Raw genomic sequence first — 13,183 nt, 5'->3', positions numbered from 1 at the left:
TAACCTCCTTAAATGCATAAGCCGGTGTCTTTTCTGGCAGACGGCATATAATTTTTCTGTGTCTATTATAACAAAACAGTCTGAAATCGTATAGCTTTTTTGAACTTTGATTTTGTACATTTGGGGCGGAAATATCTGTTTCAAAGAAATAAATGAAACTTATTCATTTATAAAGTGAATGAATTTAAGCATTTTCGCTTTACAATTTGCCTGAGCCATATATAATAGTTAATGTTGCATCATTTTTGTCAATGAAGCAGCAGATTTGAGAGAGTTTATCAATTGATAGAAAGGTTTGGTTATCAGCATGAAAAATGGAATTGAGATCAGATGGCATGGCCGTGGTGGTCAGGGAGCAAAGACAGCAGCGCTTCTGCTGGCAGATGTTGCATTCAAGACAGGACAGAATGTACAGGGTTTCCCGGAGTACGGTCCGGAGCGAATGGGAGCGCCGATCACGGCATATAATCGTATCAGCTCTGACAAGATCCGTGTTCATTCTAATATATATCATCCGGATTATGTGGTTGTGGTTGATGAGACACTTCTTGCGTCTGTTGACGTGACTGCAGGTCTTAAGAAGACCGGTGCCATTATTATCAACACACCGAAGTCCAGAGAGGAAGTTATGGACGAGCTGGGCAGCTATGAGGGCAGAGTTTACACGGTCGATGCACGAAAAATCTCTGTAGAGACACTCGGCAAGAATTTCCCGAACTCACCGATGCTTGCAGCAGCCGTTGCAGTCAGTGACATCATGCCGAGAGAGAAGTTCATCCATGAGATGAGAGCCTCTTACCAGCACAAGTTTGCCAAGAAGCCGGAAGTGATCGAGGGCAATATGAAGGCGCTTGAGTGTGCATATGACGTGGTTGAGGCAGCTATCGAGGAAGATAATCAGATTTCAGCATAACAGGAAACAGGGTACAAAAGCAGACAGCAGTCTGTGGTATCCGTTGAGGGCGGAATGTCTTTTGCTGCCGATATCATAAACATTAACGAAATGGAGAATACAATGAGAACAGATATTACAAAGATAAACGAGAAATCTCCGCATACCGAACTGACCGAAGGTTGATGGTATTTGCCGGTGGAACATCCAAGATGTTTCAGACCGGTGAATGGAGAACAAATACACCGATCTTTCATGAAGATTTATGTAAGCAGTGCCTGCTTTGTGCGCCGGTCTGTCCGGATGGAAGCATTCCGGTAAAGGACAGCAAGCGAGGGGCATTTGATTACGACCACTGCAAGGGATGCGGCATCTGTGAGAGAGTCTGTCCGTTTGGTGCGATCGAGATGAAGGAGGGCAACGTAAATGGCAATTAAGGAACGTATGTCAGGTAATGAAGCGGTGGCTTACGCCATCCGTCAGGTGAATCCGGATGTTATGCCGGCATTCCCGATCACTCCATCTACAGAGATTCCGCAGATGGTTTCAACCTATATTGCAAATGGAGAGATGGATACAGAGTTTATTCCGGTGGAGAGTGAGCATTCTTCCATGAGTGCTGCGATAGGAGCAGAGGCAGCAGGTGCAAGAAGCTTAACAGCCACCTCTTCCGCAGGTCTGGCGCTGATGTGGGAGGAGCTTTTGCTGGCTGCATCAAATCGTATGCCGTTAGCACTTACATTAGTCAACAGAACACTTTCCGGACCGATCAATATCAACTGTGACCACTCCGATGGAATGGGAGCAAGAGATACCGGATGGATCCAGATCTATGCAGAGAATAATCAGGAAGCGTATGATAACTTCATTCAGGCATATCCGATCGCGGAGGATAAGAGAGTACATCTGCCGATCATGATCTGCCAGGATGGTTTTATTACAAGCCACGCCGTAGAGAATATCGAGCTTCTCGAGGATGAGCTTGTCAAGGATTTCGTTGGCGAGTATGAGCCGGAGGAATATCTTCTCAATCCGGGCAAGCCGATCGCCGTCGGACCGTATTCTATTTCCAATTATGCGATGGAAGCCAAGAAGAATCAGGAGATCGCACTGGAAAATTCTAAGGAGGTCATCTTGGAGGTGGCAGAGAAGTTTAAGGAGCTTTCCGGAAGAGGCTTTGGTCTTTTTGAGGAGTATCGCACAGAGGATGCGGATTATATCATGCTGTTGATGGGATCTGCCGCAGGTACGGCAAAGCAGGCAGTGGATGAAATGCGTGAGCAGGGCAAGAAAGTCGGTGTCTTAAAGCTTCGTGTGTTCCGTCCGTTTCCGGCAAGGGAGATTGCAGAGGCGTTAAAGAACTGCAAGGCAGTTGCAATCCTTGACCGCTGCGAGAGCTACAACGGCAACGGAGGACCTCTTGGCAGTGAGGTAACTGCAGGTCTGTTCCGTCATAAGGTGATGATCGAGGCAGTCAATTATATTTATGGACTGGCAGGGCGTGATTTTACCGTCAGCGATGCGGTTCATGTATTTGAGGAGCTGGAGGATGCCGTAGTCAATGGCAAAGAGATTGAACAGTTCCAGTATATCCGTCTGCGTTAATCGCAGCCGGATCTGTAAATCATAAGACGAAACAGCAGAAAGAGGGAAAATATGAGCGATTACAGTTTGAAAAATATAATGAATAAACCGGAGCGTCTGGCACCGGGACATCGTATGTGTGCCGGATGTGGTGCAACAATCGCTGTCCGTGCGGTGCTTCGTGCGCTGCATGAGGATGATCATGCCGTGATCGGTAATGCAACAGGATGTTTGGAGGTATCCTCCTTCATGTATCCTTACACGGCATGGGAGGACAGCTACATCCACAACGCCTTTGAGAATGCCGGAGCAACCTTAAGCGGTGTGGAGACAGCTTACAATGCATTGAAAAAGAGAGGAAAGCTTCCGGAGGATGCAACGTTTAAGTTTATTACCTTCGGTGGTGACGGTGGTACATATGACATTGGCTTCCAGTCCCTGTCAGGAGCAATGGAGCGTGGTCACGATATGGTATATGTCTGCTATGACAATGGAGCTTACATGAATACCGGTATCCAGCGTTCCTCTGCAACACCAATGTATGCGGATACAACGACAACACCGGTTGGCAAGCAGTCCGATGGTAAGATGCAGAACCGCAAGGATCTGGCAAGCATTATTGCAGACCATGATGTGGCTTATGTGGGTCAGACAACATTTACTGCTGACTTCAAAGATCTTCATAGCAAAGCCAACAAGGCAATCTACACAGAGGGGCCTTCCTTCTTAAATATCATGACACCATGTCCGCGAGGCTGGAGATACGACACGCCGGATATCATGAAGATCTGTAAGCTGGCAATAGATACCTGCTACTGGCCAATGTTTGAGGTGGATCATGGCAAGTGGAAGCTGACCTATGAGCCGAAGAAGAAGCTGCCGATCGAGGATTTCCTTCGTCCACAGGGCAGATTTAAGCATCTGTTCAAGAAGGGAAACGAGGATTTGATCGTACAGTTCCAGGAGGAAGTTGACAGACGCTGGGAGGATCTGTTGTACAAATGTGCTAGATAGAGAGGAATATCATGACACTTCTGACATATCAGGTATTTAAGACGGTGGCAGAGCAGGGAAGCTTCCGCAAGGCAGCGGATATTCTTGGGCTGACACCATCAGCTATAAGCCACGCTGTTTCCGCGATGGAGGGAGAACTTGGCTTTACCGTTCTAAACCGCAGCAAAAACGGAGTGACACTGACGAATTACGGGGAGCATTTGCTCCCCTATGTGAATGCCGTATTAAACAGCGATGAGAGCCTGCAGCAGGCAGTCTCTGAGTTTAATGGTTTGAAGCGCGGAAAAGTGAAGCTTGGCTGCTTCTCGAGTGTATGTACCAACTGGCTTCCGGACATCATGCGTTCCTTTCAGAAGAAGTACCCGGATATCGAGATCGAGGTATTTCAGGGAACATATGATGATGTGGTCTACTGGCTGAAAAACGGAGTCGTTGATCTCGGATTTTTGTCAACCTCCAGTGCAAAGGATATTCCGATAGAACCATTGTGGAGAGATCCTCTGTTATGTATTGTGCCGAAAGGAATGCAGAAGCAGAAGGAGTCCGATTTTATGGATATCGAGGAGATGCAGAATCATCAGTTTGTGACTCAGAGAGAGTCAACTGATGCAGATATCCAGAACTTCCTTAAAGAAAATTCGTTAAATGTGCAGTCAAATTATCATGTGGTAGATGATCTGTCGACCATTGCGATGGTTGCGAACGGATTTGGAATCTGTCTGATGCCGCAGATGGTTATGCGCGATATTCCATATGAGGTAGACTGTTATCCGGTTCAGCCGTATGCAGAGCGCGTGATCGGGCTTGCAACGCTTCATCCGGAGTTTATGGCACCGGCAGTGCGTTCCATGTATAATCACATTCTCGAAAATTATCGGGAAGACTTTTGATAGAATTTGCCAAAATTGAATCATCCAAAAAGAAAAGATGTGTCCACTTTTTAGGACACATCTTTTCTTTATCACTTTACAAGGATCTGGCTCTTCATCGGTTTGTCGTTTCGTTTGCGGAGCCGGATCTTTTTGACATTATATTTCTTACCATCGAATACCTTGATGTCGGTGTCAGGCTGTACCAGGGCACCGTACATTACTTCATCGCCGTCGGCAAGTGTGATTCCCTTAAGACCGCGGCTTGTTTTTTTGAATTCGTTGACCTCTGCCAGCGGGAATCCAAGGGACATGCCCTTCTTCGTGATCATGATAACCTTGCGGTCGCCGAAGATTGCATCCTCCGGCATAACCTGATCTACAGCGATCAGGCAGTCATCCTTGTCAAGCTTGGAGGCATTGACCATATATCTGGTTGTCTCAAACTCAATGCCCGATACCTGTTTGACGAAGCCTTTTTTCGTGATGAATAAGAGCTGCGAATTGAAAAGCTCCTCGAAGGAGATGAGTAACAGAGCATTCTCCTCGTTGTTCATCTTACAGAGATTATGGACGAGAGTACCCTTGTCACGGGCTTTGCCCTTCGGGATATCCTTTGCCTTGATCTGGTACATATTGCCCTGATCGGTAAAGGCACAGAGTTTGTCGGTATTCTTCATCATAACCGTATGCGGGATCTCCTGCAGGGTTTCCGGAGCAAGACGACCGTAGGAAGCACTGTCCATGGACTTGGCATAGCCGAAGCGGTCAACCAGAACATAGATATCCTCCTCCTTGACCTCCTCCACATAATTGGCAACCGTCATATTGCAAAGCTCGGTGCGTCTCGGTCTGCCAAACTGCTTTTTGTAGGTCGTCAGACGCTTTTTGATGACCTTGTGAAGCTTCGGGATGCTGCCAAGGATATCTTCGTACTCGGCGATGTTGGCAAGCAGTGTTTCATTCTCCTGATGCAGTTTCATCAGCTCAAGACCAACGAGGCGGCTGAGTGGCATCGCGAGGATCGCATCTGCCTGTCTCTCTGTGAAGGTAAGTGTCTGTGCCTGATATTCAGAATCCGGATTGCGGAAATTGATACCGTCTGTGATGCCGAATGTCAGACAGAGTTTCGCCTGCTTAACGGAATTACTGCCGCGGAGGATCTCGATGATCAGATCGATCACATCTGTGGCAACGATCAGACCGGTGACGATTTCCTGACGATCCTTTGCTTTGGCAAGAAGATGCTCATATTCCTTTGTGTAAAGCTCCTCCTGGAAGTGAACAAATTCATCAATCACACCCTTCAACGTGAATGTAAACGGCTGTTTGTCCTTAACAGCAAGGAAATTGACACCGTAGGTATCCTCCAGTGCTGTCTTTTTGTAAAGACCATTCAGAAGGTTCTCGACGTTGCGGTCCTTCTTGACCTCAACGACAAGACGGATACCTTCCTTGGAGGATTCATCGCGGACGTCATAGATCTCATCAAAAACCTTATCCTTCGTGAGAGTCACAAGGGATTCCAAAAGTTTCTGCTTGTTGCCGGCGACGGTATATGGAATCTCGGTGATCACGATGTTCTTACGGCCATAGTCGCTGTCCTCAATCTCGGTTCTGGCGCGAAGTTTTAGCTTACCTTCGCCGGTTTCATAGATCGTGCGGATGTCATCGGCATTGGTAATGATCGCTCCGGTCGGGAAGTCGGGACCCTTAATGTACTGCATCAGCTCATAGGTGGAAATATCCGGGTCATCCATATAAGCGATCACGCCATCGATCACTTCGGAAGGGTTGTGTGGCGGAATGTTGGTTGCCATACCAACGGCGATGCCGGTCGTACCGTTCAACAGAAGATTCGGAAGAGTTGCAGGAAGTACAAGCGGCTCCTTCTCGCTTTCGTCAAAGTTTGGACCAAACGGGACGAGTCCTTTATCGAGATTGTCTAGCATTGTCATGGCTCCGAAGGAAAGACGTGCCTCTGTGTATCGCATCGCTGCGGCACTGTCACCGTCAATGGAACCGAAGTTACCGTGTCCGTCTACCAGAGGGATCGACAGAGAGAAATCTTCTGTCATATGTACCAGTGCATCGTAGATCGAGCTGTCACCGTGTGGGTGATACTTACCCATCGTATCACCGACGATACGGGCACTTTTACGATGTGGCTTGTCCGGTGCAAGACCAAGTTCCTTCATAGCGTAGAGGATACGTCTCTGAACAGGCTTTAAGCCGTCCCGGATATCCGGCAGCGCGCGGGCGATGATAACGCTCACGGCGTAGTCGCGGTAGGAGTTGCGCATCTCCTCAGAAAAGTCTAATTGTATAATGGATGAATCCGTTGTTTTCATAATCATACCTCATTTTAAATATCAAGATTGGCGTATTTGGCTTCAGACATGATAAATTCACGTCTCGGTGGAACGTTGCTGCTCATCAGTGTGGTGGTTACCTCATCGGCATCGACCGTGTCACTGATCGAGATCTGGGCAAGGATACGGCTTTCCGGATCGAGCGTTGTCTCCCAGAGCTGTTCTGCGTCCATCTCACCAAGTCCTTTGTAACGCTGGATACCCGTGATCTTGTAGGATTTGTTCTTGCGGAACTTCTCCAGCTCAAAATCGTTAAAAACATAACGTGATAATTTCTTTTTGCCCTTTTTCTTTGTGGTGACCGGCTCGTCCGGCTCCTCATCCGGCGAGATCAGTCCGAGCGCGATATCCTCCTCGCGCTGCTTTGCTGCCTGGCTGACTGTCTCATAGTCGACCTTGTAAAGAGGCGGCAGACCGCGGTATATCTTGCCGGCGTAAATAAGCTCCGGCATAAAGCGGTAGAAGAAGGTCAGCAGAAGTGTACTGATATGGGCTCCGTCTACGTCGGCATCGGTCAGGATGATGATCTTATCATAACGGAGCTTACTGATATCAAAATCGTCGCCAATGCCGCAGCCGAAAGCGGCGATCATAGATTTGATCTCATTATTCAGAAGGATCTTCTCAAGCGTTGCCTTCTCGACGTTCAGGATCTTACCACGCAGCGGAAGTACAGCCTGTGTCTTGCGGTTACGGGCTGTCTTAACAGTACCGCCCGCAGAATCTCCCTCAACGATATAGACCTCGCATTCTTCCGGCTTACGGGAGGTGCAGGCGGCAAGCTTGCTCTTTGTGTCGACATCGTTGAGCTGTTTTAAGACAGCGGTTCTTGCCTTGTCGCCCGCCTTACGGGCGTTGTAGGATTTCATGGAGTTTTCGAGAATCGTACGCAGGATCTCAACATTCTTATCGAAATAGCGCTGGACCTCGGTGCTGAATACATCATCCACGGCAGTCTTGGCGTCGGTGTTGCCTAACTTTGTCTTCGTCTGGCCCTCGAACTGCGGATCCGGATGCTTGATGGATATGATCGCAACAAGACCGTTACGGATGTCCTTGCCGTCGAAGTTCTCGTCCTTATCCTTCAGTATGCCGAGCTCTCTGGCATATTGGTTCATCACGCGGGTGAGAGCAGTTTTAAAGCCGGTCACAAGAGTACCGCCGTCCACAACGTTGATACGGTTACAGTATGGATTGATCTGCTCCGTGAAGCTGGTCGTGTACTGAAATGCGACCTCTACCTCAATATCGCCGCTGGTTCCTTCAATATATATCGGTGTCGGGTGAAGTGTGACGGCATCGCGGTTGATATAGCTGACAAAGCTCTGAATACCAAACTCCTCCTGATAGGTGATGGTTTCGTTCTCTGCCTCGTTCGTATAGATCAGCTTTAGGTTCTTATTCAGAAAAGCAATCTCCTTGAGCTTTTTCTTGATGACATCCGGTTTAAAGGTGATCGTCTCGAAAATCTCGGCATCCGGATAGAAGATGACCTTTGTACCGGTGTTGGATTTGGCACACTTGCCGATGACAGGAAGCTGACCGCCCTCAAGCTTCGTCACGGGATGTCCTCCATCACGGTATTCATCGCGGTAAAGCTTCCCGTCTCTGCGGACCTCTACGATCATATGGGAGGAGAGGGCATTGACCACGGAAGAACCAACGCCGTGGAGACCACCGGATACCTTATATACCGTGCTGTTAAACTTGCCGCCGGCATGAAGAACGGTATAGACAACGCGAACGGTAGGGATCTTCTGGGTTGGATGGATGTCTACAGGGACGCCTCGTCCGTTATCCTCAATGCAGATGCCACCGTCCCTTTGCAGGGTAATATGTATCTCGCTGCAAAAGCCTGCAAGCTGCTCATCAATGGAATTGTCTAAAATCTCCCAGATCAAATGGTGCAGACCGCGGGAACCGGTGGAGCCGATATACATGCCGGGACGTTTCCGGACAGCTTCCAGCCCTTCCAATACTACGATTTCTTTTCCGGTATACTCACTCATACTGTACTCCTTTTCTGTTTCGTGCAAACATACATTCGTCATCCACCATACCATAAAAATGAAAAAAAAGCAACAAAACGCATGATCCGCCCGTGTTTTATCTTGCAAGCGGAGAATGTTTTTGGTATATTATGATGCGGGAGCATGAATGAAATGCTTCTCCGTGTTTGTTAAGCGTGCAATTATATAAAGGAAGGAAGTTTTACGGATGAAAAAGATACCATTTGTGACGAAGGAACAGGTCGAGGAGATTGCAAAGACATATCCGACCCCTTTCCATATTTATGATGAAAAGGGGATCAGAGAGAATGCAAGACGCCTTAAGGCAGCATTTGCATGGAATAAAGGCTACAGAGAGTACTTTGCGGTAAAGGCAACACCGAATCCGTTCATTCTGAAGGTTCTTCAGGAGGAAGGCTGTGGCGTTGACTGTTCATCCCTGACAGAATTGATGATGTCTGAAAAGTGCGGTTTTTCAGGCAGTGACATTATGTTTTCTTCCAATGTGACACCGGCAGAAGAATATGTAAAGGCAAAGCAGCTTGGTGCATTTATCAATCTGGATGATATTACACATATTGATTTCCTGAAGGACTGTGCAGGCATTCCTGAGACGATCTGTTGCCGTTATAATCCGGGTGGAGTATTCCAACTTGGAACAGATATCATGGATAACCCGGGAGATGCCAAGTACGGTATGACAAAGGAGCAGATGATCGAGGCATTTAAGCGTCTGAAGGAGCTTGGCGCAAAGCGTTTTGGTATCCATTCTTTCCTTGCCAGCAATACCGTATCCAACGATTATTATCCGACATTGGCAGGTATTCTGTTTGAGCTTGCTGTTGAGTTAAAGGAAAAGACCGGTGTAGATATTGCATTTATCAATCTTTCCGGCGGTGTAGGTATTCCATATACACCGGATAAGGAGCCAAATAATATCGAGATCATCGGCGACGGTGTGCGTCAGAAGTTTGAGGAGATCATGGTTCCGGCAGGTCTTGGTGATGCTGCGATCTTTACCGAGCTTGGTCGTTTCATGCTGGCACCTTATGGAGGTCTTGTAACAAAGGCGATTCATGAGAAGCATATCTATAAGGAATATATTGGTGTAGATGCCTGTGCGGCAAATCTGATGCGTCCGGCAATGTATGGTGCATATCATCATATTACCGTACTCGGAAAGGAAGATGCACCATGCGATCACAAGTATGATGTAACGGGATCTCTGTGCGAGAACAATGATAAGTTTGCCATTGACCGTATGCTTCCGAAGATCGACATGGGTGATTATCTGTTTATCCATGATGCAGGAGCACATGGCTTTGCAATGGGATATAACTACAATGGACGCCTTCGTTCTGCAGAGCTTCTTCTGAAGGAAGATGGAAGTGTGCAGATGATCCGTCGTGCAGAAACGCCGGCTGACTATTTTGCAACTTTTGATTTCTGTGATATTCTGAAATAAGATCATATTCCAATGGAATAATGTTTCAAATTTAACACCTTTTTTCAAAAAGGTGTTAAATTTTTTGCAAAAAACTCCGATACACATATAGAGATCATGAAAATGTATAAATTTAGGTGGTGATATTTATGAGAATTGATGCATATAATCAGGTCAGTCAGATTTATCAGGCATCCAGACCGCAGAAGGTCGCAAAGAAAAGCGAAACCACTGTAAGGGATCAGTTTACGGTATCCAGCAAAGGCAAGGATTACCAGACTGCGAAGAAGGCACTTGCAGCAGCTCCTGACATCAGAGAGGAGAAGGTTGCAGCATTAAAGGAACAGATTGCATCCGGCAGCTACAATGTGTCTGCTCAGGAGATTGCAGATTCTGTTGTGAGCAAGTTTTTTGATTCTAGCATCTGATGAGGAATGAGGTAACCCATTGGCGAGTTTAATGGAAGAATTGATTACTGTTCTCGGACAGGAGAAGGAGATCTACGAGAAGCTGATCCCTATCTCCGAGCGTAAGACGGCAATATTGATCAGGGAGGATCTGCCGGAGCTTCAGAAGATTACGGACGAGGAGCAGAGCCTGCTGGATGCGGCATACGCAGCAGACAGGAAGCGGGAGAAGATCATCGCGGATATCGGTGTTGTTTTAAACAGGGATCCAAAGGAACTGGATCTTACAACACTGGCAAAGCTGATGGCGAGGCAGCCTGCAGAGAAGAAACGGCTCAGCGAGCTTCATGATTCACTGAAGCCGGTGATGCAGCAGCTTGTCAATGTCAATCAGCGCAATAAAGAATTAATCGAAAATTCCCTTGAAATGATTGAATTCAATATGAATTTTATTCAAAGTACACGGATGTCACCGGGGAGCAATAATTACAACCGCAATGCGTCAAGCAGCTACGGGATCGATATGGGGCCGGGCGCTTTTGATGCCAAGCAGTAATTATTCCGAACCAGCACTTTCGCTGGTTCAGACCAATGATTTTGGGCGCTGGAGGCATTCGCTTTTTCCATTTATAAGGGAGAATTTAAGATAGAGATAGAAAGGTGCAGGTAATCGTATGGGAAGCTTATTTACCAGCTTTAATACCGGTGTGTCTGGGCTTCACACAGCCCAGTCGGGATTAAATACCACATCCCATAATCTTGCCAATGTCAAGACAAAGGGATATACGAGACAGCAGAATATACAGACGGATCGTTATTACCAGAATGTCAAGGTGGCAGTCGATGGCTCACAGATCCAGACGGGACTTGGAACAACCGTTTCTGCCATCCGCCAGATCAGGGATGCGTTTCTGGACAAGGAGTACCATCTGGAAACAGGACGTAAGGCATTTTACGAGAAGTTGTCAGAGACATCTGGAGAGATCGAGGATATTTTCGGCGAGACGGAGGGCATGGAGTTTCGTAATAATCTCCAGTCTCTGTGGAATGTGATGCAGGAGATGGCAAACAATCCGGAGGACATCACCAAGAGACGGCTTTTTGTTTCAACGGCAGAGTCTTTCCTGGAGACGGCACAGAACATCTACACCCAGCTCAATACATATCAGGTCAGTCTGAATAAGGAGATCAGTGATCAGGTCGACCGGATCAATACGATTGGCGAGACAATTGCTTATTACAATAAGGAGATTGCGAAGATCGAGGCAGGCGGCGTGGAGAATGCCAACGATTACCGTGATGCAAGAAACCTTCTTCTGGATGAGCTGGCAACCTACACGAACTTCAATTATCAGGAGGATGAGAAGGGCAGCATTCAGGTGTATATCGAGAATGCATTGTTTGTGGATGCGGGAGTCAGCTATCATCTTGGCTGTGAGAAGATTCCGGAGAATGGCTTCTACACGGTGCGCTGGATGGATAACGGATATGGTGATGCGTTTGATACCTCAGAGGCATATTCCACGGAGCGAAAGACTGATGTCGGCTCTCTGCGTGGTATCTTGACGGCAAGAGGTCTTAAAATCGCTAACTACTCGGATATTCCGGATCAGCCGCAGAAAGAGGATTTCATTGACAACAAGGGTGTGTTTGACGAGACCGCATACAAGGTTGCACAGAATAAATACGAGGCGGCGGTTTCCGCTTACAATAATACAACGGGCAATTCGATCATTACGCAGATCCAGGCACAGTTTGACCGTCTGATCCATAATGTTGTGACAAAGATCAATGATGCATTTGCGCCCAATATCGAGATTAAGGGCAATCAAGTGAATCTTGGTACAGTAACGACAGGTACGACTGCAGACGGGGAAGCCTTTGATATGACAAAGCTTACCGGCGGAAAGTACAAGGTGTTGGATGTGATCAATTGTCCGGTCGGAGCGGATGATCATGAGACAATCGGCACAGAGGTATTTTCAAGAGGTCAGATCGACCGTTATCAGAAGATTACCCTGAACGGACAGATTTATGGAAAGGATGCGGACGGCAACGATATTCCACTGGCACAAAAGACCGTAGATGCGGACGGCAATGAGACATATACATTGTATCTGTATAATGAAGAGAATGAAAGCGATATCGACTGGATGTACACGCTTAACAGTATGGTGATCAACAAGGAGCTGACCGCCGATTACTCCCTGCTGGAGGTTAAGGCGAATCCGGAGCTGGGACTGGATGGAGCGTATGCATTCGGACAGAATCTGTTTCAGGATCTTTTACATTCCTGGGATGAGGATCTGGGAGTTCTTGATCCGAACTCACAGGCATCCTACAATTTCGACGATTATTACACCAATATGATCGGTGGTCTTGGCATTCGCGGAAACGACTGGAATAACATGGTCGATTACCAGACGTCTCTGGCGGAGAGCATAGAGGACAAGAGGCAGCAGGTGGCCGGTGTTTCCTCGGATGAGGAGCTTGTCAATATGATGAAGTATCAGCATGCATACAATGCGGCGTCCCGTTATATTAATACCATCGACAGTATGTTAGAGACGCTGATCGAACGACTCGGATAGG

The 13,183-nt window shown here is 47.3% G+C and carries 11 protein-coding genes; 9 read left to right on the top strand and 2 right to left on the bottom strand.

All coding sequences use genetic code 11. The annotated features are described in order from the left end of the window. Positions 1-307: 307 nt before the first annotated feature. The 5 genes from DXA20_RS07345 to DXA20_RS07325 all read left to right on the top strand — a co-directional run bounded on the left by DXA20_RS07345 (position 308) and on the right by DXA20_RS07325 (position 4,380). Positions 308-913 carry a 2-oxoacid:acceptor oxidoreductase family protein gene (locus tag DXA20_RS07345; RefSeq protein ID WP_022306621.1) on the top strand — a complete coding sequence of 202 codons (606 nt, stop codon included), beginning with the start codon at positions 308-310 and terminating at the stop codon, positions 911-913. Between the two features lie 164 nt (positions 914-1,077). Next, positions 1,078-1,329, top strand: coding sequence for a 4Fe-4S binding protein (locus DXA20_RS07340; protein WP_118559826.1), 252 nt, complete (start codon positions 1,078-1,080; stop codon positions 1,327-1,329). Further along, positions 1,319-2,497 carry a pyruvate ferredoxin oxidoreductase gene (gene porA, locus DXA20_RS07335; RefSeq protein ID WP_118559825.1) on the top strand — a complete coding sequence of 393 codons (1,179 nt, stop codon included), beginning with the start codon at positions 1,319-1,321 and terminating at the stop codon, positions 2,495-2,497. The genes DXA20_RS07340 and porA overlap by 11 nt, the downstream gene beginning before the upstream one ends. Positions 2,498-2,548: 51 nt before the next feature. Then, a complete protein-coding gene (locus DXA20_RS07330; protein ID WP_118559824.1) occupies positions 2,549-3,490 on the top strand; it encodes a thiamine pyrophosphate-dependent enzyme in 942 nt (313 codons plus the stop codon). Positions 3,491-3,501: 11 nt separating this feature from the next. Further along, a complete protein-coding gene (locus tag DXA20_RS07325) occupies positions 3,502-4,380 on the top strand; it encodes a LysR family transcriptional regulator (protein ID WP_118559823.1) in 879 nt (292 codons plus the stop codon). A gap of 71 nt (positions 4,381-4,451) precedes the next feature. On the opposite strand, the gene DXA20_RS07320 is transcribed toward DXA20_RS07325, so the two are convergent. Together DXA20_RS07320 and DXA20_RS07315 are read right to left on the bottom strand one after the other, a co-directional pair. Continuing rightward, the gene (locus DXA20_RS07320; RefSeq protein WP_118559822.1) at positions 4,452-6,710 is read right to left on the bottom strand and encodes a DNA gyrase/topoisomerase IV subunit A; all 2,259 of its coding nucleotides are present in this window, start codon (positions 6,708-6,710) and stop codon (positions 4,452-4,454) included. A gap of 14 nt (positions 6,711-6,724) precedes the next feature. Continuing rightward, a complete protein-coding gene (locus tag DXA20_RS07315; RefSeq protein ID WP_118559821.1) occupies positions 6,725-8,740 on the bottom strand; it encodes a DNA gyrase/topoisomerase IV subunit B in 2,016 nt (671 codons plus the stop codon). 208 nt (positions 8,741-8,948) lie between these two features. On the opposite strand from DXA20_RS07315, the gene DXA20_RS07310 reads away from it, so the two are divergent. The 4 genes from DXA20_RS07310 to flgK all read left to right on the top strand — a co-directional run bounded on the left by DXA20_RS07310 (position 8,949) and on the right by flgK (position 13,182). Then, complete coding sequence (locus tag DXA20_RS07310) at positions 8,949-10,205, top strand: diaminopimelate decarboxylase (protein ID WP_118559820.1); 1,257 nt, start codon at positions 8,949-8,951, stop codon at positions 10,203-10,205. Between the two features lie 128 nt (positions 10,206-10,333). After that, a complete protein-coding gene (gene flgM, locus DXA20_RS07305) occupies positions 10,334-10,612 on the top strand; it encodes a flagellar biosynthesis anti-sigma factor FlgM (RefSeq protein WP_118559819.1) in 279 nt (92 codons plus the stop codon). Between the two features lie 19 nt (positions 10,613-10,631). Continuing rightward, positions 10,632-11,147 (top strand): flagellar protein FlgN, encoded by a 516-nt coding sequence (locus DXA20_RS07300; RefSeq protein ID WP_022306612.1) that lies wholly within the window; start codon positions 10,632-10,634, stop codon positions 11,145-11,147. Between the two features lie 118 nt (positions 11,148-11,265). Continuing rightward, a complete protein-coding gene (flgK, locus tag DXA20_RS07295; protein WP_118559817.1) occupies positions 11,266-13,182 on the top strand; it encodes a flagellar hook-associated protein FlgK in 1,917 nt (638 codons plus the stop codon). Position 13,183 lies beyond the last annotated feature (1 nt).

This window comes from Roseburia sp. AM59-24XD, from assembly GCF_003478445.1.
Classification (GTDB): Bacteria; Bacillota; Clostridia; order Lachnospirales; family Lachnospiraceae; genus Jutongia.
This window is presented reverse-complemented; position numbering and strand designations above follow the sequence as displayed.